The organism is Streptococcus sanguinis, assembly GCF_019929225.1.
Lineage (GTDB): Bacteria > Bacillota > Bacilli > Lactobacillales > Streptococcaceae > Streptococcus > Streptococcus sanguinis_J.
Window position 1 is genome coordinate 434,239 of sequence record NZ_JAHZPA010000001.1, and the last position, 25,171, is coordinate 459,409.

Annotated in this window: 23 protein-coding genes; 21 read left to right on the forward strand and 2 right to left on the reverse strand. The window is 42.4% G+C overall.

The annotated features are described in order from the left end of the window. The first annotated feature begins 139 nt into the window (after positions 1-139). The 12 genes from K1I80_RS02205 (at position 140) to K1I80_RS02260 (ending at position 11,428) form a co-directional block, all read left to right on the forward strand. Positions 140-1,072 carry a CPBP family intramembrane glutamic endopeptidase gene (locus K1I80_RS02205; protein WP_223311557.1) on the forward strand — a complete coding sequence of 311 codons (933 nt, stop codon included), beginning with the start codon at positions 140-142 and terminating at the stop codon, positions 1,070-1,072. A gap of 86 nt (positions 1,073-1,158) precedes the next feature. Then, a complete protein-coding gene (locus K1I80_RS02210; RefSeq protein ID WP_223311556.1) occupies positions 1,159-1,452 on the forward strand; it encodes a TIGR04197 family type VII secretion effector in 294 nt (97 codons plus the stop codon). Then, a complete protein-coding gene (locus K1I80_RS02215) occupies positions 1,445-1,804 on the forward strand; it encodes a flagellar hook-associated protein (protein ID WP_223311555.1) in 360 nt (119 codons plus the stop codon). Before K1I80_RS02210 ends, K1I80_RS02215 begins: the two co-directional genes overlap by 8 nt. Further along, positions 1,794-3,686, forward strand: coding sequence for a DUF3114 domain-containing protein (locus K1I80_RS02220; RefSeq protein ID WP_223311554.1), 1,893 nt, complete (start codon positions 1,794-1,796; stop codon positions 3,684-3,686). Before K1I80_RS02215 ends, K1I80_RS02220 begins: the two co-directional genes overlap by 11 nt. Continuing rightward, complete coding sequence (locus tag K1I80_RS02225) at positions 3,643-4,257, forward strand: hypothetical protein (RefSeq protein WP_223311553.1); 615 nt, start codon at positions 3,643-3,645, stop codon at positions 4,255-4,257. Before K1I80_RS02220 ends, K1I80_RS02225 begins: the two co-directional genes overlap by 44 nt. Positions 4,258-4,425: 168 nt before the next feature. Next, a complete protein-coding gene (locus tag K1I80_RS02230; protein WP_223313031.1) occupies positions 4,426-5,373 on the forward strand; it encodes a CPBP family intramembrane glutamic endopeptidase in 948 nt (315 codons plus the stop codon). Between the two features lie 161 nt (positions 5,374-5,534). Next, complete coding sequence (uvrB, locus tag K1I80_RS02235; protein ID WP_223313030.1) at positions 5,535-7,523, forward strand: excinuclease ABC subunit UvrB; 1,989 nt, start codon at positions 5,535-5,537, stop codon at positions 7,521-7,523. Between the two features lie 19 nt (positions 7,524-7,542). Beyond that, complete coding sequence (locus K1I80_RS02240; RefSeq protein ID WP_049539146.1) at positions 7,543-9,408, forward strand: DUF2971 domain-containing protein; 1,866 nt, start codon at positions 7,543-7,545, stop codon at positions 9,406-9,408. Between the two features lie 42 nt (positions 9,409-9,450). Next, the gene (locus K1I80_RS02245) at positions 9,451-9,996 is read left to right on the forward strand and encodes a DUF1697 domain-containing protein (protein ID WP_002904673.1); all 546 of its coding nucleotides are present in this window, start codon (positions 9,451-9,453) and stop codon (positions 9,994-9,996) included. Beyond that, the gene (locus tag K1I80_RS02250; RefSeq protein ID WP_002904672.1) at positions 9,986-10,516 is read left to right on the forward strand and encodes a hypothetical protein; all 531 of its coding nucleotides are present in this window, start codon (positions 9,986-9,988) and stop codon (positions 10,514-10,516) included. The genes K1I80_RS02245 and K1I80_RS02250 overlap by 11 nt, the downstream gene beginning before the upstream one ends. After that, a complete protein-coding gene (locus K1I80_RS02255) occupies positions 10,494-10,937 on the forward strand; it encodes a hypothetical protein (RefSeq protein WP_049539155.1) in 444 nt (147 codons plus the stop codon). The genes K1I80_RS02250 and K1I80_RS02255 overlap by 23 nt, the downstream gene beginning before the upstream one ends. 23 nt (positions 10,938-10,960) lie before the next feature. Continuing rightward, the gene (locus K1I80_RS02260; protein WP_049539158.1) at positions 10,961-11,428 is read left to right on the forward strand and encodes an 8-oxo-dGTP diphosphatase; all 468 of its coding nucleotides are present in this window, start codon (positions 10,961-10,963) and stop codon (positions 11,426-11,428) included. 48 nt (positions 11,429-11,476) lie between these two features. Here K1I80_RS02260 and K1I80_RS02265 read toward each other — a convergent pair whose 3' ends face one another. Together K1I80_RS02265 and K1I80_RS02270 are read right to left on the reverse strand one after the other, a co-directional pair. After that, on the reverse strand, positions 11,477-12,007 hold the full coding sequence (locus K1I80_RS02265; RefSeq protein ID WP_185681469.1) for a transcription repressor NadR: 531 nt from the start codon (positions 12,005-12,007) through the stop codon (positions 11,477-11,479). A gap of 20 nt (positions 12,008-12,027) precedes the next feature. Continuing rightward, positions 12,028-12,552: an ECF transporter S component gene (locus K1I80_RS02270; RefSeq protein ID WP_223313029.1), complete on the reverse strand. Its 525-nt coding sequence runs from the start codon at positions 12,550-12,552 to the stop codon at positions 12,028-12,030. Between the two features lie 276 nt (positions 12,553-12,828). Between K1I80_RS02270 and K1I80_RS02275 the strand changes: the two genes are divergently transcribed. The 9 genes from K1I80_RS02275 (at position 12,829) to K1I80_RS02315 (ending at position 25,167) form a co-directional block, all read left to right on the forward strand. Beyond that, a complete protein-coding gene (locus tag K1I80_RS02275) occupies positions 12,829-13,167 on the forward strand; it encodes a zinc ribbon domain-containing protein YjdM (RefSeq protein ID WP_125356852.1) in 339 nt (112 codons plus the stop codon). Positions 13,168-13,174: 7 nt separating this feature from the next. Beyond that, complete coding sequence (locus K1I80_RS02280) at positions 13,175-13,807, forward strand: Pr6Pr family membrane protein (RefSeq protein WP_125444935.1); 633 nt, start codon at positions 13,175-13,177, stop codon at positions 13,805-13,807. A 135-nt stretch (positions 13,808-13,942) separates the two neighbouring features. Then, positions 13,943-16,480: a pneumococcal-type histidine triad protein gene (locus K1I80_RS02285; protein ID WP_125444937.1), complete on the forward strand. Its 2,538-nt coding sequence runs from the start codon at positions 13,943-13,945 to the stop codon at positions 16,478-16,480. A gap of 234 nt (positions 16,481-16,714) precedes the next feature. Beyond that, positions 16,715-17,233: a bifunctional pyr operon transcriptional regulator/uracil phosphoribosyltransferase PyrR gene (pyrR, locus tag K1I80_RS02290; protein WP_002904664.1), complete on the forward strand. Its 519-nt coding sequence runs from the start codon at positions 16,715-16,717 to the stop codon at positions 17,231-17,233. Between the two features lie 8 nt (positions 17,234-17,241). After that, complete coding sequence (locus K1I80_RS02295) at positions 17,242-18,525, forward strand: uracil-xanthine permease family protein (RefSeq protein WP_049547679.1); 1,284 nt, start codon at positions 17,242-17,244, stop codon at positions 18,523-18,525. Positions 18,526-18,634: 109 nt separating this feature from the next. After that, positions 18,635-19,552, forward strand: a complete 918-nt coding sequence (locus K1I80_RS02300; protein WP_002895276.1) for an aspartate carbamoyltransferase catalytic subunit — start codon at positions 18,635-18,637, stop codon at positions 19,550-19,552. A gap of 114 nt (positions 19,553-19,666) precedes the next feature. Then, positions 19,667-20,743, forward strand: a complete 1,077-nt coding sequence (locus tag K1I80_RS02305; protein ID WP_032909561.1) for a carbamoyl phosphate synthase small subunit — start codon at positions 19,667-19,669, stop codon at positions 20,741-20,743. A gap of 23 nt (positions 20,744-20,766) precedes the next feature. After that, positions 20,767-23,946: a carbamoyl-phosphate synthase large subunit gene (gene carB, locus K1I80_RS02310; RefSeq protein WP_223313028.1), complete on the forward strand. Its 3,180-nt coding sequence runs from the start codon at positions 20,767-20,769 to the stop codon at positions 23,944-23,946. Positions 23,947-24,228: 282 nt separating this feature from the next. After that, positions 24,229-25,167, forward strand: a complete 939-nt coding sequence (locus tag K1I80_RS02315; RefSeq protein ID WP_223313027.1) for a metal ABC transporter solute-binding protein, Zn/Mn family — start codon at positions 24,229-24,231, stop codon at positions 25,165-25,167. Positions 25,168-25,171 lie beyond the last annotated feature (4 nt).

Genomic DNA, 25,171 nt, shown 5'->3' on the forward strand with positions numbered 1-25,171 from the left:
ATTTCTCCTGTTTTTATGTTAGATTTTCTGACATATAAACTCTGTGTTTTTTGTAAGAAGAACTGTAACTTTTCTTTGTTCTTAGAGCAAAGTCTGCTATACTGGAAATGAATGAAAGCAAGATTAGAATGAGGTTCTTATGAAAAAATCACGTATCTTGGACGGAGTCAATCAAGCTCGCTTTGTCCCTCCTTATATTTTGTCTCTTTTTCTGGCGATTGTTTTTGTGCAAGGAGGACAGCAGTTGGCTTATTTGGCTTTGGAGCCAATTTCTGCTTTCCTAAGTCTTATGCTAGGTTTCTTGGGGCAAGGCGGATTCTTTGAAATCTTCTTCAATTTTGCCCTGCCTTTTCTTTTGTTTAGCTTTGTTTTTATGATACTGGTTCTCTTTCTCTGGGTGCGCTGGGCTGAAGGACGACCGCTCGCGACTCTGGGCTTTGTTAAAAAAGGAAGCTTGGTGGAGTTAGTCAAAGGATTGACAGTAGGTTTTCTCCTCTTTAGTCTAGTCGCTCTGCTTATGCTGTTGAGCGGAGCTGTCTCTTTCGAATGGGGACAGCTGACGCTGGAACCTTTCCTCTATATCTTGATTTTGCTTCCGCTTTGGATGATTCAGGGCGGGGCAGAAGAGCTAGTGACAAGGGCTTGGCTTCTGCCAGTTTCAGTCAAAAAGACCAACTTGCCCATCGGTTTGCTGACTTCAAGCCTGCTCTTTGCCCTCTTGCACCTAGGCAATCCAGATATTGGTATTCTTTCCATTCTTAACATTGCCTTATTTGGGCTCTTTGCAAGTCTCTATCTGCTCCGGACGGACAATGTCTGGGGGATTATAGGACTTCATACTGCTTGGAACTTTACCCAAGGAAATATCTATGGTTTCAGCGTTAGTGGTACTGGCGTTGACGCGGCAGTCCTGAACTTTATTCCAAAGTCAGAATGGAGCTGGTTGACTGGTGGAGCTTTCGGCGCTGAAGCCTCTGTTTTCAGCTCGCTCATTCTCTTGTTAGCCGTGCTTTACTTGCTTATCAAGATGAAAAAAGACGGTAGTTTGACTGAGTTAGTGGGGAAGATGTAGAAACAGTGTTAAAATAAAGAGCAGTTTTATTTTGCCTAATAATATGCTAGAATTGGGTTATAAAAGTAAATTTGAGGGAAGAGTCAATGAAAGAAATTAAAAGCGATATTTTGATCGTTCAACAATTAGCGTCAGCTATGAAGAATGGAGGAGATGCCCTAGCTAGTGTTTCAAATGCTTCTAAGGATGAAAAGACTAAACTTTTGGGAAATGATTCTGCGCATCATGCAATAGATCTTTCTCAAAGTAAAGCCAAGGATATTTCGTTGGCCATTCAATCAGCTTGCACTAATATTAAAAGTGTGGCTGAGCAATTTCAAGCAGTTGATGAGGATAGTGTTGGAAGGTTTCGTTTAATTGAAGGACAGAATCGTGAATAAAGAGAAGAGACTTGATGAACTGAGAGAAAAGGAAGCGGGCTTGTTTTTGCAGGAGGAAAGACTGCTGCGGGAAAAAAGATTGTTGGAGAACCAAAAAGAAAATTTCGATTGGTATCGTTCAGAAGCGCAAACTCAACTTTGGGATTCATTCGAGTCTTATCCCTCTTCCAGAATTTTTTTTGAACAGTTATATTCAGAAGCGTTTCATGAATCGAATATTGTTTCTGAGAGTTTTTTAGATGATTTGGATGAGATTAACCTTCAAAAGCGTAAGCTAGAAGATGATTTGAATGACATTTATCATGAACGTATCAGAATCAATCAAACGGAGGATAAAGTAGATGGGAATTGAAGTTTATTGCGGAAGTTTAGATTCGCAAGTTGAGAGTACTACAGCTATGACTAAAAGCCAGTTGGATAGCTATAAAGAATTAGGAAATTCTCTCGAACAAGTGGAAAATTCGGTCTCGGACTTATCTGGTAAAGCTTATGATTCCTTTAGAGCTTTTATTACCAGTGTCATTATTCCATTAAAAGAAACAGGAGTAGCATTGGCTGAAGCAACTCAGGCAGATGTTAAATCTCTTCCAAAGGAGTATCGTGCACAAGTTGCAGATGAGGATTTACAAGAGGATAAGCTAATAGAGGATATTCAGCATTATGACCAGCTTATTGCAGCCAATCAAGCTTCAATAGATACCATTGCAGCGAGCAAGTCAACTAGTTCGGGAAGTTTTCAGCGTTTACAGGGACTGCAGAAACTTGGAGATACCTATTCTGCAGCTCGAGATAAACTTCAAGAAAAATTAGATAAACTCAGAGCTTTTAATGCTAGTTCTCCTGAAATATTTGGAGATATTGACGCTTTGGCGCAAGCAATTGATACTGGTGTGGGGCAGCTAGCCAGCTCTTGGGATGCTAATACAGGGACCTATAGTATTCCTGCAGATTTATCGTGGACGACCGTAGCGGGAGAACTAAAAGCAAATCGTGATTTTGCTAAGAAATATCAGATTGAGCGACCACAAAATCTTTCATGGAAGGAATACAATTCTTATATCACGGGACTGCGCCAACAGGCTGAAGAGTTGAAGAAAGTTGATGGCTGGGATGATGCGGCTGTAAAGAATTATATCAATCAGGTTAAATCAAGCACAGCAAAACTTCAGACAGGCCAAGAGTTCTACAATAAACGTGACGAACTATATGCTCAAACAAAGGAAGTAGGATCTGACGTCTACACAGGCATGTATGCAGCAAGTAAGATGAGTTCCAGAGAAAAATTAGAATTAGTTCTCAAACATTTAGGAGCTGAAGTAGATGAACATAATTTCATGCATTTAACCAGTGCTACTCATAAATTTTCTGATAAAATGTCACCTCATGGAGACTTTTTGATGTATTTTAGAAAAGATGTAATTTTGACTTTTAAGGATAAATCGCTTAAGGAAGATAAATCTGGCTTAGGTCAACAAATTCACCTGTTCCGCTATTATCTTGATCGTCAAGCAATTTATTATATTCGAAATAACTATGAGGGTGCTAGTGATTATGAAAAGCTTTTGGCGTACGGTGAAGAGCAAGGGCTTACTTTTGATTATACTACGGGAGCTAACTATCATAATCGTTATGATAAAGATACAGATGTTTTCAGACGTCCTTACAATATGAAAGTTCAAGTTCCTCAAGAAAGCACTGTTAATCCAAAAAAAGGTTTCAATAATGCTCGAATGGTTGAATTTATTGTGAATCTCGAAACAGGAGAATTTGAGACACAGTGGGATGCCTATGATCAGCATAAGCTACCTAATGGTAGATATGATTCCAATCCAGAACATTATACTCATGATGAATTGCATGAAATTGCTAATACAGAGTCCTTTAACTACGGTCCGTCAAAAGGGAATAATGACGCAGTCACTGGAATTTATGCTGACCAACATAATAGATTGGATGTTACACAGCCAGCAGACTCTGAACTCAGGCAAAAAGCTAAGAGTATCTTCAAATCTGAAGAAGATTTGGACAAAAAGGGCGGTCAGTATGCAGATATTGTAAAAGGAGGAGGACATAAAGATTATGAAGCTTGGCAAGAAAGAACAAAGGGTATGTCCGAAGATGAAAAAGTGGCAGAGTATAATAAATATAAAGAGTATGCTAGTGGTATCAAGCCTAGTAATCGTGGTTATTATGGTTACAGTCGTAGCAAACAATATCAAAAAGACCACAAGTGATGCATATTCAATCTTAATGAATAAAAGATTTGTTTTTGTTAAAAGCATGTCAGATATTGAGGCAAACAATGATTTTGGAACAGGATTTGATTTAAAAAATAAAGAGTTTTACTATTTTCATGGAGCTGCGATTAAAGACAACAAACTGTTTGGGGGGAGTAGTAAATATGAAGCTAAGGAATATTATGAAAGAGCGTTAAATAATGAAATATCCTCAATTCTTCTTAATTTAAATGTTAGACCTGATGAAATAAAAAAATCAAACTATCAAATTACCCGCTCACCTGAATCACTAGTGAATAAATCTTTATTAGAAGAAAAATATCCACCCGAATTTGAGTTACAATACATCTACAGGGAAGAAGATCAGTTTTCAAAGGTGCGCATCACATACAACAAAGATTTTCTGCCAACTAAGATAGAATGGTATTACAAAGGCGATGAAGGGCTTAAATGGTATACTTGGCGGACTTATTCTTATCCCTTCAAGAATAAGGCGGAATTTGATAAACGGTTAGACGAAGAAATAACAAACATTGAAGAGATTACTAGAGAAAACGAAGGGGACTGATAGATTTTTCTAATTTATTATTTAGTAATATAGCGTCAATGGGTGAGGAACTGAAAAGACTTAGATTATTGAAGTTGATAAGACAACTAAAATGGTTCAGACCGTTCTCTTTTGCTCACCCTAAAATAATATGCTATAATAAATTAAAATGAGGAAAGGAATAATTATATGTTTAAATATCGTATGTTGGATGATATCAAGCAATCGCGTTATATTCCGCCGATTTGGTTGGCTATCTTGATTGCTATTGGTTTTGTTTATGTAGGTCGTTTTGCTGGAATGTTCGGAATGTTTCCGATTGGGCTTGTTATTGGTATTTTGTTCCGTGCGACAAACCCCGCTGGAGGCCAAACAGCACTTATGGAATTTTTCCGTCATTATAGTCTATTTTTTGAACTATTTACTTTCTTTTTTATCGCTCTTACTGTCTTTCTCTGGGTTCGATATCGTGAGAAGCGTCCTTTTTCTGGTCTGGGATTTTATAAGCAAGACTGGTTCAAAAATCTCCTTAAAGGCTTCCTTATTGGAGCCGTTCAGTTTTCACTGGTTGTTGTCTTGCTCTTGGTAACGGGGACAGGCAGTCTGAAACTAGGTCAGCTTAACTTGCAGTCTTTGATTTTTGTTGTAGCTATCATTCCTTTCTGGATTCTCCAAGGTGGGACAGAAGAGCTAGTGACGCGTGGTTGGCTCTTTCCAGCCGTTAGCGCTAAGTCAAATATCTTCATTGGTATCTTGATTTCTAGTGCTCTATTCGGGGCACTGCACCTCTTTAACCCTGGTGTGACCGTTCTTTCTATTGTCAATATAATACTAGACGGTATCTTTGCTTGTTTCCTTATGCTCAAGTATGACAATATGTGGGTACTGGCTGGTATGCACGGCGCTTGGAATTTTGTGCAAGGAAATATCTATGGTATTCAGGTCAGTGGTCAAGGAGCATCTACCTCAATCTTGAACTATAGCTCGCAATCTTCTGTGGATTTTCTGTCTGGTGGAGCGTTTGGAGCTGAAGGATCTATTTTTGCCAGTATCGTCCTGATTGGCTGCATTGCCTATCTTTACTGGTCACTAAAGAAAGAAAATCGCCTGCCTCAAGCACTGATATTTAAGAAATAACCATTTCGCCCAGTTGAGCTGGGCTTTTTTCATGTTTTTTAACGAGAGGTGTGACAAGAGACAGACGATGGTAGAAGCGTGGCCATTCTACCTACACCCAAATCCAGAGAAAATAGGGCAAATATGGTAAAATGATAGAAGCACAATTTAAGGAATAAAAGATGATTAACAGAATAACAGATAATAAATTTGAATTGGTTTCTAAGTACGAGCCTTCAGGAGACCAGCCCCAAGCTATCGAGCAGCTAGTGGACAATATTGAGGGGGGCGAGAAGGCCCAGATTCTTATGGGGGCAACTGGTACTGGTAAGACTTATACCATGAGTCAGGTTATCGCTCGGGTCAACAAGCCGACTCTGGTTATTGCCCATAATAAAACTCTGGCTGGCCAGCTTTATGGTGAGTTCAAGGAGTTCTTTCCTAATAACGCGGTGGAATACTTCGTTTCCTACTATGATTACTACCAGCCTGAGGCCTATGTGCCTTCCAGCGATACTTATATCGAAAAGGATAGCTCGGTCAATGACGAGATTGATAAGCTCCGTCACTCAGCGACATCTGCCCTCTTGGAGCGGAATGATGTGATTGTCGTGGCTTCGGTCTCTTGTATCTATGGTCTGGGATCGCCTAAGGAATACTCCGATAGTGTGGTTAGCCTGCGTCCTGGACTAGAGATTTCTCGTGACAAGCTGCTTAATGATTTGGTTGATATCCAGTTTGAGCGCAATGACATTGACTTTCAGCGGGGGAAATTCCGTGTTCGTGGCGATGTGGTGGAGATTTTCCCAGCTTCTCGGGATGAGCATGCCTTTCGGGTAGAGTTTTTCGGAGATGAGATTGACCGGATTCGTGAGGTTGAAGCCTTGACAGGTCGAGTCTTGGGCGAGGTGGACCATTTGGCCATCTTCCCAGCCACTCACTTCGTGACCAATGAAGACCACATGGAGGTAGCCATTGCTAAGATTCAGGCCGAGCTGGAGGAGCAGCTGGCTATCTTTGAGAAGGAAGGCAAGCTTCTGGAAGCCCAGCGCTTGAAGCAGCGCACGGAGTACGATATCGAAATGCTGCGCGAGATGGGCTATACGAATGGAGTTGAGAACTATTCTCGCCATATGGATGGTCGGAGCGAAGGAGAGCCGCCTTATACCCTTCTGGACTTTTTCCCTGATGACTTCTTGATTATGATTGATGAGAGTCACATGACCATGGGACAGATTCGCGGTATGTACAATGGTGACCGCTCTCGTAAGGAGATGCTGGTTAATTATGGTTTCCGCCTGCCGTCTGCTCTAGACAACCGTCCGCTGCGCCGGGAGGAGTTTGAGAGCCATGTTCACCAGATTGTCTATGTATCGGCTACGCCGGGCGACTATGAAAATGAACAGACGGATACGGTTATCGAGCAGATTATCCGGCCGACAGGGCTTCTGGATCCAGAAGTGGAAGTCCGCCCAACTATGGGGCAGATTGATGATCTCTTAGGTGAAATTACTGCGCGTGCGGAGAAGAATGAGCGGACCTTTATCACAACCTTGACCAAGAAGATGGCGGAAGACTTGACGGACTACTTCAAGGAAATGGGTGTCAAGGTCAAGTATATGCACTCGGACATCAAGACGCTGGAGCGGACCGAGATTATCCGTGATTTGCGCTTGGGTGTCTTTGACGTTCTGGTTGGGATTAACCTGCTGCGCGAGGGAATCGATGTTCCTGAGGTTAGTCTGGTGGCAATTCTTGATGCAGACAAGGAAGGCTTCCTCCGCAACGAGCGTGGTCTGATCCAGACTATTGGCCGGGCAGCCCGCAACAGTGAGGGGCATGTGATTATGTATGCGGACACTATGACCCAGTCCATGCAGCGAGCTATCGATGAAACTGCCCGCCGTCGGGCAATCCAGATGGCTTATAATGAAGAGCACGGCATTGTACCGCAGACCATCAAGAAAGAAATCCGTGACCTAATCAGTGTGACCAAGGCTGCCCTGCCAGACAAGGACGAAACTGTCGAAATTGAAAGCCTCAATAAGCAAGAGCGCAAGGACATGATCAGGAAACTGGAAGGCCAAATGCAAGAAGCTGCCGGACTTCTCGACTTCGAACTGGCCGCACAGATTCGCGATATGATTCTGGAAATAAAGGCGATGGATTGAAATTTTAGAAGGAGATAAAATGAAAGAGTTAAATTATTTTTCAGGTGAATTTAATACAAATGAATTACGAAAATATTTTAATTCTTTAGATAATAAAGAACTGAAATATGAAATTGGAAACTTTGTATATCAATATTTACATTTATCTGAAGAAGAACAATTAAAATATGTTGACCATGTTTGTTATGTTTGTAGTAATTTTGAAGCGAAAATTGATAAAACGATAGAAAAAAAGATTTTAGAGACTCTAAATAAAATATTATCAAAAACTCCACAAACATATAGTTGGTATGAAATCTTTTACTATTTATCTATTCTTTATAATTATCTATATCTTACCAAAGAATACGAAGAATATTCTATATTTTTTGAAAACGAGAGTTGTTTTTTTAAAATTCTTGATCTAGTATTAAAAGATAATCTAGAGAAAAGTAAAATAATTTATTCTGATTTACTTTCAGTTTTTGTTAAACTATTCGAACAGAACAGTTTACCAGAAGAAAAAAGAATTTATTTTGAAAGTAAATTAGAACAGTTCATCAGCTTTATATTTGAAAATAATGATTTTGAAAATAATGATTTTGAACATATTATATTTTGGTATTTTGAATTAGAACAGTTTATTTCAATTTTTCAAAATGACCACTTAAAATTGATAAATGACCATTTTATGGAGAATCCTCAATCTGCAAATGTTGGTGAATATCTAGATTTTGTATCAAGGCATTTTGATGATATAATTGAAGAATCGATTGATGTTGTTCGAAAGATAGCAAAAGAAAACGATTCTGATATAATTCGAGATCAAGCAATTAAATTAGTTAAAATGTATGATGAGCGTAATAGTAGTGATGAAGGCGCTATTTTAAAAAAGGAGAGTGATTCTGGATTTATACTGTCTGAAAATTACAAGGAACTTTTGAATCAAGCAGAAGCTATTATTGATGATATTCGTTCTAATTTGACTATTGCTTCTAAAGATTTAAAAACAATCGGCTCTTTTGGACATTATACTAAGATTGATACTTTAACAAATTTTCTTATAAAAGCAGACTGGAAAAATGAAAATAATTCTGAAACTCAACCTCCATTTTTACGACTTACTAATCTAAAACAGTTAAACGATCCAATGGAAGGAAGGGCAATACACGATTATTTGGGTATTGATAATACATTTTTCCATAACTATCAAACTTCCAATGTGTTTATATCTTCCTTAACTGTAGTTTCTGATAGCCTACCTATGTGGAAAGAATACGCAGATTCATGTCAAGGAGCATTCCTTGAATATGACATGAGTTATCTTGAACATATTGTTGCTCATAAATCTATTGAATTTGTTAAAATTCATTACTTAGATTTGAATTCTGGCGCTAAAGATGAATCAGATGTTGGTAAAGCTCTAGATATTCTAAAACAAATTTTTGAAAAAATGCAAGAGTTTGAAGGTGAAACTCCACTAAGTGACTTGGCGGAAAAATTAAAAAAGATTTCTTATCTTTTTAAAGTAAAAGATTACGAATATGAGATGGAGTATCGTATTCTAATCAATCTAGATGATACTTCTGTAAAAACACTTATTGAAAATCATAATAAAAGTTTAGATAAAAATAAAGATTTATTAAATGATAAATCCTTGAAGAAAGAAGATATTGGGTTAGAAATTTTTGATAAAGTTAACTATAACGATTTTAGGAAGTATATAGTATTAAGCCCTAAAGATAATGGCAGATACGATCTATTTGTATACATTAATCTGGCTCCTTTGAAATACTCAAAAGTCATTCTAGGTCCAAAGGTTACAGATGCAGACTATATTGCTCCTTATCTCAAACTTGCCAATCCTGATATAGAGATAAAAAGTTCGAAAATTCCCTATCGTTAGAGAAAATAACCATTTTTTAAACATACAAGCAAGGAGCATCACATGCGTTATGTACTTTTACTCCGCGGCATCAATGTCGGCGGGAAAAACAAGGTCGTTATGGCTGATTTGAAGAAAGATTTAGCTGGGTTGGGTTTTGAAAATCCAGTTTCCTACATCAACAGCGGCAATCTTTTCTTTGATAGCGAGGAGCAGGAGGAGAGGATTCGGGAGATATTGTCGGCTTATTTCAGTCAGTCTTACGATTTCCCTCTGCCTTTCGTCCTTGTCAGCTCTACCATGCTTGAAAAAGAAAGAGCCAATCTGCCTACTTGGTGGCAGGATGAAACAGCCTTTCGGCGAGATGTTCTCTTTTATCTGCCGGAGACAGACAAGGAGAGCGTTCAAGAGCTGGCAGGCAGCTGGGCGAATGACAAGGAGCAACTGCATTTTGGGCAGACGGCTTTCTTTTATAGAAATGCTGACCAAGCGGACTATCTCAAGTCCAACTATCATAAGAAACTGCTCAAGTCCAGTTTCTACAAGCAACTGACTATCCGAAACGGCAAGACTTTCCAGAAGATTGTGGAGTTGGTAAATGAAAAGTAAAACCAAAAAGAAAAATAAAAGAAAAGTAAAAGTTCAGGAGAACAAGCTTAGTCTTTGGATGGAAAAACATTGGATATTAGAAGCTCTTTTAGGTTATATATTCTTTATAATGGTTGCGATTGGAGTGGGATTTTTAACGTTTGGAAATAAGTCAATTCCGGGTCCGCTTCGAGAGTTTAAATATGTTAGCCCTTTGTATATAAATTTGGTTGTCTTGATTGCTCTTCCATATTATTCCTGGTTTGGAAGTCTAAGAGAAGAAGGCTTCAACACGTTGAAAGGTTTTTCAGAAGTTTTTCTTTATCTTAATGGTCTACTTTTTCTTTTGCATTATTTTATAGGAATAGAATTAGAAGACGGTGAGGGATTTCTGCCACCATTGTGGAACTTGAATCCTCGCTATGTTTGGTTTCCGATTGCTACCTATCTAATCTTTTTCTTCATTTCAGCGTTAACGATGTTGATTTTAAAATATAATGAAAAAAAGAGGAAAAAACATGACCAAAGAAAATCTATCTAAGTTATTTTCATTTAAAACACTCTATCTGGCCTTGCTAACCTTTGTCATTCTTCATTTGATTTTGTTAGCTTTTGGTCTATCCTTTACTCCAGTTTTGTGGAATAGCTGGTTTTTTATTCTTTGTTTGACCTTCTTTATCCATCCTTGGATAGTCTTTTTTAGGATAAGAGATTTTCACTGGTATCACCTTATTTTTCAATTATTCAGTGGATTGGTGGCACTTTATCTTTGGTTTTCGGCATTCTTTGCTTTGTCAACCATCTCGGATCCAGCAATGCCCATCAATATAGACTATCATATACAAGATAATGAAATCATCATTGTCAGAGGTTTTGTGGTCCATAGTACCTATGAACATCATGAATTGATCAATCCCTTTGTCATGAAGTCAGAAGTGAAATATAACGAAGATATGTTTTAATAACTTAGAAAGTGAGCAAATTTATGTCACGTTCCCAAAAAACAATCCTAACAAACATCTGCCTTGTTGAAGATAAGGCGCGAGGTAAAGTCCTAATGCAGTATCGCTCTCCTGAGCGCTATCGCTGGTCTGGATATGCCTTTCCTGGTGGACATATTGAGAAGGGAGAGTCTCTCCATGATGCGGTTGTCCGTGAGATTTTAGAGGAAACGGGTTTGACTATTACTCATCCAAAACTGGTCGGAGTTAAGAACTGGCATACGGATGAAGGGGTTCGCTACATCGTCTTTTGCTACAAAGCAACTGAATTCTCTGGTCAGATTCACTCGACTGAAGAGGGAGAGGTTTCTTGGGTAGACAAGGACAGCCTGCCACAGCTGGACTTGGCCTACGATATGCTAGAACTTCTGCGTATGATGGAAGATGAAGAATTATCCGAATATTACTATCACGAGCGCATCGAAGACGGTTGGCGCAAGAGTATGTACTAAAAAGACTGACTAGGTTGGGGCCTAATCAGTCTTTTTCTTTCTTGCTATTCATTCATGTAAAAATCCTAGGTCTCTCAAGGCAGATTCTACATAGTCCAAATCCTGCTGGGAGTCGGCTTGTACTAGGTGATAGTGGACTCCATCTGTCAGTTCAGATAAGGGGCGAAAGGCACAGGATGCGACCTGTTGGAGAAAATGCTGGACATCTCGGCGGCAGGTCAGCTTTAGGTAAGTCTGGATTTCACCGTAAACTGGATGCTCAATCAAAATAGTCTGTACGCGGCCGCCATTATCCACGATAGCCAGCAGCTCGGCCTCCATATCCTCAGCCCCATGCTGAACCTTGAAGAGCTGATGGACAGCAGCATTTTCTTGGCGGTCTTTATAAAGATAGCCACGATTGGTTGAGAGGATGGGGGCACCATCAGCCCGCAAGAGGGCAATATCTTGCACGATAATCTGTCTGGTCACATGGAAATGCTCCGCCAGTGACTGGCCATTGAGGGCAGCAGATGATGTTTTCAAAAGGTCTAATAGTTCTTCTCGTCTTTGCTTGGTCATAGCTTCATTGTAAACCAAAAGTCAGGAATCTTCAAGCTCTAGCGAATCTTTTTCAGCGCTTGATAGATGAACTTAGCAATGACAAAGTCGACCATGCTATGGATGACCGTACCAAGTCCAACCAGACCAAATAAGATATAGAAAGCATTAGCAGGATAGGCAGAAGTCGTGTAAAAGAGGATGCAGACGACCACTTCACCAAAGGCATGAATCAAGGCCAGTAGGAAGTTAAATATCCAAGTCTTCTTCTGGCTGTCCAGTGTGTCCGGGTGCTTTTGCAGATAAAGAGCACCGATGCTGCCGAAGAGCAAGTGGGACAGGGCTCTAAGCGTGATGATAAAAGGAAGCCCAGACATAAAAAATCCAATAGTGGAGCCAATCACAACAATCACCGTCATGAGAGGTGAAATAAACATAGCCAAAAAGATAGCGACATGGCTGGCTAAGGTGAAGGAAGCGGGCGGAATGACAATTTTAATCGGCATAAGTAGCGGGATAACAATGGCTAGTGCAGTCAAAAAAGCGGTCAGTGTCATAAACTGATTTTTAGATCTTGGTTTCATAGTGACTCCTTTTTATCTGTATATACACTAGTATAGTACACTGTTTTTGTAGAAAGGTCAAGACCTGTAGGAAATCCTAAAAGAGATTTGTCAAAATCCTTAAAATAGCTTATACTAGAAAGGTGTGGAAATAGGAGTAAACTAGATTTTTAGAATTGAGTTGACCTTCACATCGTTTAGTGTTCTGCTGGATTTGAAAAAATGAAGGAAGAGCTTAATCATATATAGAAGGCTAGTATGGGAATTTAGCAGCCTTGACTAGAAATGGAGAAGAAAATGAACAACTTACCAAACTGCCCCAAATGTAATTCAGAGTATGTCTACGAAGATGGAACGTTCTTGGTCTGCCCAGAGTGCGCCTATGAATGGAATCCAGCTGAGGTTCAAGAAGCAGAAGAAGGACCAGTAGCGATCGATGCTAATGGCAATAAGCTGACTGATGGCGACACAGTTACCTTGATTAAGGACCTGAAAGTCAAAGGAGCACCCAAGGATCTCAAGCAGGGAACGCGCGTGAAAAATATCCGCATCGTGGAAGGCGACCATAATATTGACTGTAAGATTGACGGCTTCGGTGCGATGAAGCTCAAGTCAGAGTTTGTTAAGAAAATTTGAGGTCTCTATGAATCGTCGTTTTATCTTAATTTATCGAATTATTCTTTTTATCCTGGCCTTTTTGGGTGTGTATCTGGAAATCACTAAGTATGGCGTAGGTATGCTCATGTACTATACGGTTTTGTCCAATCTCTTGGTCCTACTTTTTACGGGCTATCTGGTCTATCTGATGACGAGACCTGGCGATGCTTGGAAAACGCCGAAAATCTTGCGAATCAAGGGCGGGGTGACCATGTCCATCATGATTACTTGCGTCGTTTACCACCTCTTGCTGGCTCCCATTGCGACAGATTTTTACCGTCTAGAGAATTTTCTGTGTCATTATATAGTACCCTTGGCCTTTCTTCTAGATACAGTAATCTTTGACAAGTCGCGTCAGTACAGTTGGTTTGATCCGATTTCTTGGACAAGTGTGCCTTTGGTCTACATGGCCTTTGCTCTCTTTAATGGTTTCTTCTTGAAAATAGATATTCCAAGATCCAAGGACAATCCATTTCCTTACTTTTTCCTCAATGTCTTTAAGAAAGGCTGGCCTTATGTCATCCAGATGTGTTTGATTATCTTTGCAGCCTACCTAATCTTTGGTTTTGTCTTTTACGGAATAAAGTCCATCTCTTTCTCAAAGAAGAAGACTTCATAGATACATGTACTTGTAGATGAAAAACAGATTTTATCTGTTTTTTTATTTTGCTTCTATTTTTTCTTGCCAATATCAGATTTATGTGATATAGTTAACTAGTTAATAATTAACCGGTTAAACAAAAAGGAGGAAAGAATGAAACACAATCAGAAACTGTTAGGTTTGGCAGGAATCATTCTTGCTTGTAATCTTTGCTTGGCTGCTTGTCAATCTCAGACATCTCAACAGGAAAGCAGTCAAGAGAAGGTGAAGACCAAGCAAGAAGTGAAGAAGAAAAGTAAGGCGAACAAAAAAGGACAGGTTCCTGGTGTTGATAAGCCGACAGATGATGGTTTTCTCTTCAACAGCGAGTCACAAATTAAAGCTAGAACCAGTGAAGGTCTGATTTTAGAGCATGATGGTCATACGCACTTTATTTTTTATTCTGATCTAAAGAATAGCAAGTGGGCCTATCTGATACCAAAAGATGGGCAAATGCCTGCAGGATCGGCTCAGCTAGCAAATCACATGAGCACTGCTGATGATGGCTATGTTTTCAATCCTAGAGACATCGTGTCTGAGGACCAATACGGCTATGTTGTGCGTCACGGGGATCATTTTCATTACATTTTGAAACAATCTGTAGGTCATCTTGCACAAGCACCGAGTTATCGTCCAACGCCGTCTAGCAATACTACTGGACCTGTTTATCAGCCAAGGCTTAGGCCGTCTGTTCCCCAGCAGCAAGAGACAACTAAACGCCAGTTTGCTGGGATTGATTATCCTACCAGCGATGGATTCTTATTTAGAGGCACAAGAGTAACCGGCAAGTTGGCTACTGGCTTGCTGGCAGATCATAATGGTCATACTCATTTCATCCCCTATGAGCAGCTGATTGCTTCACCTTGGGAGTCATTGATTCCAGCGGAATATAAGAAAGCTGCTGAAGATGCCTACTATGGCCGGCAAGGGCAAGCACAGCCTTCACCAGAACCGCCAGCCCCAGCTCCTACTCCTGAGCCTGCGCCAAATCCATTAGACGAGGAAGAAGAAATTGCCAAGAAAAAGGCCTATTTGGCTCAGCAATTAGGAATCGATGAAAGTCTGATTCAGGTGAGCGATACAGATAAAGGAAAGATATTTATCTATCCGCATGGTGATCATAGCCATTCGACTTTGGTCAGTGAGATTGATACAACCAAGCCTTTTGACCCTCATGGAAATCCGCATGCTCATGACGCAGTTGGTATGGCAACCTTGAAAGCTCTAGGATTTGATGATGAAATCATTGAAGATATTTTACATGCTACGGCAGACACCCCATTCCCATCAGATGAGACGGATACGGAAAAGATGAAAGCCTGGCTGGCAACTGTGAAGTATCTAAATATCGGCCAGCGCAAAGATCCGCTGGAAAGAAAAGGCCTGGAACTGATGCCGAATATTGAGGTTCTGGGGATTGGCTTTACTCCGATAAAGGACATCAGACCAGTGCTGCAATTTAAACATTTGAAACAGCTGTGGATGACAAAGACAGGCGTTACCAACTATGATTTCTTAAAAGAAATTCCGACCTTGGAAGGCTTGGACATTTCCCAGAATGGCATCACTGATTTATCTTTCTTGAAGGATTATACGAACCTCAAAACAGTGGCAGCAGCGGGAAATGACCTTACCGATATTACACCTTTAGCTAAGCTAAAAAATCTGGAGTCATTGAACCTTGACTACAACAATATTTCAGATATTTCTGCTTTGACCAAGCTTCCAAAATTAAAAGCTGTAAGTTTAGAGCACAATCAACTGCAAGATGTTTCTGCTCTGAGCCGAAAAGAAGATTTAACAAGGCTTTTCTTATCCAACAACCCAAACTTAAATCTCAATACCCTCAAAGCTTCCCATCTGGAAGAATTAACAGCTGACAATTCCAATGTTGAGAGCTTGAATTTCCTGAAGTCTAATCCAAATCTGACAAATCTAAGTCTAAATGGAAATCGGCTGACGTCGCTGGCAGGAGTTGAAGCTGCTAAGAATTTAGTAACTTTGTCCGCAAGTCAAAACAAGATTACATCTTTGGACATTCCAGCCGCTCAGTCTTCCTTGAAGAATTTAAACTTGGGTGAGAATGAGCTGAAAAACTTGGAAGGAATTAATCAGTTTAGGTCTTTAGACAATCTGGCTGTCAACAAGAATAAAATCACAACCTTAGCGCTGCAGGAACCAAATAAGACGGTGACTTATATTAATGTCAGCGACAATCACATCCCTAAAGCAGAGCTTGAATTGAATGAAAATAAAATTCCAAAGGCTTTAGCCCAGCATTTCCCAGATGTTCAGGGTGGCAGCATTGACAATAATAAGCCGGCCGATTCAAAGGACGAAAAGAAGGAAGCATCTAAGGAAAGTGAGCCTAATAAGGCAGATGTCCAAGGGAAGTCAGCATCCGATAAGCCTGCCTCAGCTGAAGCAAGCAACCAAGGAGCTTCAAATTATAGCGAGCATGCAGCTGGATCTTCTGAAGCAGAGTTAAACAATCAAGCTGAGAATCCAGAAAACTCTTCTAAACCATCATCAGAAGAAGTTCCAACTGCTGAAAAGCCTGAATTAAAAGACGAGCCAGCTCAAGCAGAAAACAAAGAAAATCAAAAGGATTTAAAAGATAAGGAACAAGAAGAGAAAGAAGCTAATCACTAACCCTTATCCAGTCAAACAGAAAAAATACAATTTTTTTCTTGAAATAGTTTTGAATTTGTGATATAGTATAAAAAATTAAATAATCCTTTAATTCTATCCAGAGAGATAGACAAGGAGCAAGTAAAAAGATGGGTGGAGTGTAAGCAAGTGCGTCTTGTTTCAGCCTACCTGACTAGATTTTTCTGAAGTCTCCTTGTAATAAGGAGACTTTTTCTGTTGTTTGAGGAGGAAAGAATGAAAACAAAAGAAGTTGTCGATGATATCACCATGAATCGTGCGATTACGCGGATTACCTATGAAATCATCGAGCGCAACAAGGACTTAAACCAAGTGGTCTTGGCTGGCATTAAGACCCGTGGGGTTCACTTGGCTCATCGGATTCAAAAGCGATTGGCCCAGTTGGAGAATATCGATATTCCAGTCGCAGAAGTTGATACCAAGCCTTTCCGAGATGATATCAAGGTTGAGGAAGATACGACAGTGATTCCAGTGGATATTACCGACCGTCAAGTAATCCTGATTGACGATGTCCTCTACACAGGACGGACCATCCGGGCGGCTATTGACAATCTGGTTAGTCATGGACGTCCCTCTCGGGTTGGTCTGGCTGTCTTGGTAGACCGTGGTCACCGCGAGCTGCCTATACGGGCAGACTATGTCGGCAAGAACATTCCGACTAGCCAAACTGAGGAGATTATCGTTGAGATGACTGAGACAGACGGTCAAGATCGCGTGTTGATTATGGGGGAGTAATAAGCTAAATGAGTCAAGATGTTAAGTATGATGTACATGATATGCCAAAGCCAGGTCTGCTTTTAGGACTATCCTTTCAGCACTTGTTCGCCATGTTTGGGGCGACAGTCTTGGTACCGATTCTGGTGGGAATTGACCCAGCGGTAGCTCTCTTTTCAAGCGGTCTGGGAACATTGGCACATCTGACTGTTACCAAGTATAAGATTCCGGCCTACATGGGTTCCAGCTTTGCTTATATCGCAGCCATGCAGATGCTGATGAAGACAGATGGTATCGGAGCGGTTGCACAGGGAGCCATCACCGGTGGTTTGGTTTATTTTATTGTAGCACTGATTGTCAAGTTTGCTGGCAATGCTTGGATTGACAAGGTGCTGCCGCCAGTAGTAGTTGGCCCCATCATCATGGTCATCGGTCTGAGCTTGGCTGGGACAGCTGTTAGCGATGTGATGAACAAGACTGTAGCTAATGGCGAAAAGGTTTATGATTTGACCTACTTCATTATCGGTATGGTTACTCTCTTGGCAGTCATCCTCTTTAATATCTATGGTAAGAAGATTGTGGGAATCATTCCAGTCTTGCTGGGCTTGATAGTCGGCTACATCTTTAGCTTGATTCTAGGGGCTGTGACTGGGCAGGAAATTGTGTCTTTTGCCAAGGTAGGAGAAGCATCTTGGTTCCACCTTCCGCCTATGAGTCTGCCTTTCTTGGACTACGATGTGAAATTTTACCCTAGTGCGATTTTAACTATGGCGCCTATCGCCTTTGTAACCATGACAGAACACTTCGGGCATGTCATGGTGCTGAATAGCTTGACAGGTAAGGACTTCTTCAAGGATCCAGGACTGGACAAGACCTTGACTGGTGATGGTCTGGCTCAGATTATTGCAGGGCTTTTCGGAGCACCGCCCGTGACTAGCTACGGAGAGAATATCGGAGTCATGGCGCTCAATAAAATCTACAGTGTCTATGTCATTGCTGGTGCAGCAGTGCTGGCTATTGTCATGAGCTTTGTGGGCAAGGTCTCAGCCCTGCTCCAATCCATCCCGAGTCCTGTGCTGGGTGGTATTTCCATCGCCCTCTTCGGAGTAATTGCTTCAAGTGGTCTCAAGATTCTGATTGAAGCACAGACCAACTTTGACAATAAAAAGAATCTCTTGATTGCCAGTGTCATCTTGGTATCTGGTATCGGCGGTCTGACCTTGCAGCTGTCTGGTCTGCAAATCTCAGGAGTTGCCTTGTCAACTATTCTGGGAATTGTCCTCTATCTTGTCCTGCCTGAGCCCAAGGATTGAGCTAGGTGCTAAATCATTAACTTTCGTTCAAAAATAGCTTGCTCTCAGAGCGACTTTACTTGCAGCACTCTGGAAGCCCTCATTCTTTCATATAAAGGAGAATTACATCATGTCATCCAATCAAATCGCTCTTAAGAACCTTGTTTCTATGGAAACTCTGTCTAATGAAGAAGTTATGGCCTTGATTAAACGCGGAATCGAATTTAAAAATGGCGCTAAAGTCCATTATGATGAGCAGCATATCGTGTCTAACCTCTTCTTTGAGCCTTCGACTCGTACCCACAAGGCCTTTGAGGTAGCAGAGTTGAAGTTAGGCTGCGATCTTCTGGACTTTGATGTCAAGACCAGCTCGGTCAATAAAGGAGAAACCTTGTATGACACTATCCTGACCATGTCTGCCCTTGGTGTTGATGTTTGTGTCATTCGCCACCCGGAAGTGGATTATTACAAAGAGCTAGTGGAAAGCCCAACCATTACGACTTCTATCGTAAACGGAGGAGACGGTTCTGGTCAGCATCCTAGCCAAAGCTTGCTGGATCTGATGACCATTTATCAAGAGTTTGGTCGCTTTGAAGGCCTCAAGGTTGCGATTGCTGGTGACTTGGACCATTCGCGCGTGGCTAAGTCAAATATGCAGATTCTCAAGCGCTTGGGTGCAGAGCTCTACTTTGCAGGTCCGGAAGAATGGCGGAGCCAAGAGTTTGCAGACTATGGTAAGTTTGTCACTATTGATGAGGTGATTGAAGAAGTGGATGTCATGATGTTCCTGCGCGTGCAGCATGAGCGCCATGACTACGAGTCCATCTTTTCTAAAGAAAATTACCACAGACTGCATGGACTGACTCAAGAGCGTTATGACCGCATGAAAGATACAGCGATTCTCATGCATCCGGCTCCAGTTAACCGTGATGTAGAAATTGCGGATCATCTGGTCGAAGCACCAAAATCACGCATCGTTGAACAAATGACTAACGGCGTCTTTGTCAGAATGGCTATTATTGAAGCAGTTCTGAAAGGCCGTCAATAATCTCGGACAGTAGGCCGGGAGTGGGTGAAGCTATGTGAAGCAATCCCACTCCCTATTATTATATATCTTATGTGGATGGTCGTGGGCGGTCTGCATCTTGGACAGGAGGGAACAATGGCAAAGAGACTTTTAATATTAGAAAATGGCATGATCTTCGAAGGGGAAGCTTTTGGAGCGGATCTTTTTGTGACAGGCGAAATCGTCTTTAACACAGGCATGACAGGCTATCAGGAATCGATTACGGATCAGTCTTATAATGGCCAGATTTTGACCTTTACCTATCCCTTGGTTGGAAATTATGGTGTCAATCGGGACGACTATGAATCCATTCTGCCGACCTGCAAGGGAGTGGTGGTCTATGAGTATGCACGTCGTGCAAGCAATTGGCGCCAGCAATTGTCTTTGGATGAGTTCCTCAAAATCAAAAAGATACCAGGCATTTCGGGAATTGATACAAGGGCGCTAACCAAGATTATCCGCCAGCATGGAACTATGCGGGCGACCATTGCCAATGCGGATGATAGTATTGAGCATTTGCAAGACCAGCTTCAGGCTACAGTTCTGCCGACTGATAACATCAAGCAGGTGTCTACCAAGCAGTCTTATCCAGCTCCGGGAACGGGTCGCAGCGTGGTATTAGTGGACTTCGGTCTCAAGCATTCTATCCTGCGGGAGTTAGCCAAACGCAACTGTAGTGTGACAGTAGTACCTTATGATACCAGAGCTGAGGAAATTCTCCAGCTCAATCCTGACGGCGTCATGCTGTCAAATGGACCGGGAAATCCGGAAGATGTGCCGGAGGCTCTGGACATGATTCGTGGTGTTCAGGGTAAGATTCCAATTTTCGGAATCTGTATGGGGCATCAGCTCTTCTCCATGGCTAACGGTGCCAAGACGCATAAGATGAAGTTCGGCCACCGTGGCTTCAACCATGCGGTACGAGAGATTGCGACAGGTCGAGTTGACTTTACCAGTCAAAATCACGGCTATGCAGTCAGTCGTGAGGATTTGCCGGAATGCCTGATTGTGACTCATGAAGAAATCAATGATAAGTCTGTCGAAGGGGTGCGCCATCGGGACTATCCAGCTTTTTCTGTGCAGTTCCACCCGGATGCTGCGCCGGGACCGCATGATGCAGACTATCTCTTTGATGAGTTTATGGAAATGATGGATGCCCATCAGGCTTACTAGGAAGCAAGATTGAGAGGTGCACTATGCCAAAACGTAAAGATATTCAGAAAATTATGGTCATTGGTTCTGGTCCTATCGTTATTGGTCAGGCTGCAGAGTTTGACTATGCTGGGACTCAGGCTTGCCTGTCCTTGAAAGAAGAGGGCTACAGTGTTGTCTTGGTTAATTCTAACCCAGCGACCATCATGACGGACAAGGAAATTGCGGACCGAGTTTATATCGAGCCTATCACGCTGGAGTTTGTTGCGCGGATTTTGCGTAAGGAGCGGCCAGATGCTCTGCTGCCTACTTTGGGCGGCCAGACCGGACTCAATATGGCCATGGAACTATCCAAGTCAGGACTTTTAGAAGAGCTGGGAGTGGAACTCTTGGGGACAAAGCTGTCAGCCATTGACCAAGCGGAAGACCGGGATCTCTTCAAGCAGCTGATGGAAGAGTTAGGCCAGCCCATCCCTGAGTCAGAAATTGTCAATACAGTTGATGAAGCACTGGAATTTGCGGCTGGCATCGGCTATCCAGTCATTGTCCGTCCGGCATTTACACTGGGAGGAACTGGCGGCGGTATCTGTAGCAATGAAGAAGAGCTGCAGGAAATCGCAGAAAACGGCCTCAAACTCTCTCCGGTTACTCAGTGTCTGATTGAGCGCTCTATAGCGGGCTTTAAGGAAATCGAATACGAAGTCATGCGGGATGGTGCTGACAATGCGCTGGTCGTATGTAATATGGAAAACTTTGATCCAGTCGGCATTCACACAGGGGATTCTATCGTTTTTGCACCTAGTCAGACTATTTCAGACTATGAATACCAGATGCTGCGGGACGCCAGTCTCAAGATTATCCGAGCGCTGAAGATTGAGGGCGGCTGTAATGTGCAGCTGGCTCTGGATCCGCATAGTTTCAAATACTATGTCATCGAGGTCAATCCTCGGGTTTCCCGCTCATCAGCCTTAGCCTCTAAGGCGACTGGCTATCCGATTGCAAAGCTGGCAGCAAAAATCGCGGTCGGGCTTACATTAGATGAAATCATCAATCCGGTGACAGGCTCTACCTATGCCATGTTTGAGCCGGCTCTGGACTATGTGGTCGCTAAGATTCCACGCTTTCCATTTGATAAATTTGAGCAGGGTGAGCGCCGTCTGGGAACCCAGATGAAGGCGACCGGGGAAGTCATGGCTATCGGCCGCAATATTGAGGAGAGTCTGCTCAAGGCTTGCCGCTCTCTGGAAGTTGGTGTGGACCACAACGAGCTGCCTGCTCTCAGTCAAGTAAGCGATGATGAGCTGATGAGGAAGATTGTCAAGGCGCAAGACGACCGGATTTTCTACATCTCAGAGGCTATTCGCCGTGGTTACAGTCCGGATGAAATTGCGGAGCTGACCAAGATTGATGTCTTTTTCCTGGATAAGCTGCTCCATATTTTCGAAGTTGAGCAGGAGCTGGCCAGTCATATCGGAGATAGCTATGTGCTTAAGAAAGCCAAGCAAAATGGCTTTGCGGATACTAAGATTGCAGCCTTGTGGGACATGACAGCCGAGCAGGTGCGTCGCATCCGGCAGGAGCAGAAGATTGTGCCGGTTTACAAGATGGTGGATACCTGTGCTGCTGAGTTCGAGTCTGCGACGCCTTATTTCTATTCCACCTATGGCTTTGAAAATGAATCTGTCAAATCCAGCAAGGAATCAGTTCTGGTGCTGGGCTCAGGTCCTATCCGAATCGGGCAGGGGGTCGAGTTTGACTATGCGACCGTTCATTCTGTAAAAGCTATTCAGGCAGCTGGCTATGAAGCGATTATCATGAACAGCAATCCAGAGACTGTATCGACTGACTTTTCTGTCTCTGACAAGCTCTACTTTGAGCCGCTGACCTTTGAAGATGTCATGAATGTTATTGAGCTGGAGCAGCCTAAAGGTGTTATCGTTCAGTTTGGCGGGCAGACAGCCATTAATCTGGCAGAGCCACTGTCCAAGGCTGGTGTTAAGATTCTAGGTACCCAAGTGGCGGACCTAGATCGGGCTGAGGATCGGGATCTCTTTGAGCAAGCTCTGAAGGAGCTGGATATTCCGCAGCCGCCAGGTCAGACGGCCACTAATGAAGAGGATGCAGTAGAGGCTGCTCGTAAGATTGGCTTCCCTGTTCTAGTGAGACCTTCCTATGTCTTGGGTGGCCGTGCTATGGAAATCGTAGAAAACGAAGCGGATCTACGCTCTTATATGCGGACAGCGGTTAAGGCCAGTCCAGACCATCCGGTATTAGTGGATTCTTACATTGTCGGTGATGAGTGCGAAGTGGATGCCATTTCTGATGGTCGTCAGGTCTTGATTCCTGGGATTATGGAGCATATCGAGCGGGCAGGAGTTCACTCAGGAGATTCCATGGCGGCTTATCCGCCACAAACCCTATCGCAGAAAGTTAAGGATACCATTGCAGACTATACCAAGCTTTTGGCTCTGGGACTCAACTGTATCGGTATGATGAATATTCAGTTCGTCATCAAGGATGAGCAGGTCTATGTCATTGAGGTCAACCCGCGTGCCAGCCGGACTGTTCCTTTCTTGTCCAAGGTGACCGATATTCCGATGGCGCAAGTGGCGACTCGTTTGATCCTTGGGGAAACTTTAGCAGAGCTGGGCTATGAAGATGGTCTTTATCCAGAAAGTTCAATGGTTCATATCAAGGCGCCAGTCTTCTCCTTTACCAAGCTGGCGAAGGTTGACAGTCTTTTGGGACCTGAAATGAAGTCTACTGGTGAAGTCATGGGCAGCGACCGCACACTCGAGAAAGCTCTCTACAAGGCTTTTGAGGCTTCCTATCTCCATCTGCCAAACTTTGGTAATGTCGTCTTTACTATTGCAGACGATAGCAAGGAAGAAGCCCTGCAGCTGGCTCAGCGTTTTGCCAATATTGGCTATGGTATTTGGGCAACCAAGGGAACAGCCTCTTATTTTGAAAATCATGGCCTACACGTCCGCCTGGTGGAAAAAATCGGCAGTGATGATAACAAGGATATCCCAGCCTATATCCGCAAGGGCAAGGTTCAGGCTATTATCAACACGGTCGGAACCAAGCGGACAGCAGATAAGCATGGTCAAATTATCCGTAGCTCAGCTATTGAGCACGGAGTGCCCCTCTTCACAGCCTTGGACACAGCTGATGCCATGCTGAAAGTGCTGGAAAGTCGTAGTTTCACTACAGAGGCGATATAGAACGATTTTTGACTTCCAGATTGTCATTTTACCGTCTGCAAGTCGGAAAAGTAATCTCATACAGTTAAGCTTGAGAGAAGCATTTGTCCAAGCTTATTCTGTCCTTGAATAGTCATAAATAAATAACATTTCAAATATAATGAATTAAAAGCAAAGAGGAAGTGGGAAAGAATCCTACTTCCTTTTTGCTTTATTTTCTTAAAAAAACTTGACAAAGAAGTTGACAAGGTGTATTATATTAACCGGTTAATAAACTGGTTAATAATGAGTTAAGGAGATATTATGAAACGCGCTTTAAAAATCTTAGCCGGCCTTAGCCTGCTAGCTCTGGCCTTGTGTCTCTGGGCTTGTCAGCCTCAAAAGGAATCTAGTCCATCCAATTCATCGCAAGGCTTGAAGATCGTAACCAGCTTTTATCCTATTTACTCTATGGTTAAAGCTATATCGGGCGATCTGAATGATGTGCGCATGATTCAGTCTAGCAATGGTATCCATGATTTTGAGCCTTCGGCTAATGACGTGGCGGCTATCTATGATGCAGATGTCTTTGTCTATCACTCACGGACTTTAGAGTCCTGGGCTGGCGAGCTGAATCCCAGTCTCAAGAATTCCAAGGTTCAAGTCCTTGAGGCTTCCCAGGGTATGAAGCTGGATCGGGTTGCAGGCTTGGAAGATGTCCAAGCAGGAGAGGGAGTGGATGAGAAGACGCTCTATGACCCCCATACCTGGTTGGATCCTCAGAAGGCTGCGGAGGAAGCCCAGATTATCGCCGACAGACTGTCGGAGCTGGATAGCGACCATCGGGATACTTATCAGGCCAATGCCCGAAAATTTCAAGAAGAGGCCAAAAAGCTGACAGAACGCTATCAGAAGATTTTTGATAAAGTACCCAATAAGACCTTTGTCACCCAGCATACAGCCTTTTCTTATCTAGCCAAGCGCTTCGGGCTGACCCAGTTGGGTATTGCTGGTATTTCACCGGAGCAGGAGCCTAGTCCGCGCCAACTGACAGAGATAGAAGACTTTGTCAAGGAGCATCAGGTCAAGACTATTTTTGTGGAAAGCAATGCTTCCTCGAAAGTAGCTCAAACCTTGGTCAATGCGACCGGTGTACAAATCAAGGAGCTGAATCCTCTGGAAGCAGATCCAGCCAACCAACTATCTTATTTAGAAAATTTAGAAAAAAATCTAGCTGTTTTAGCTAAAGATTTGAAAGGATAAAAGA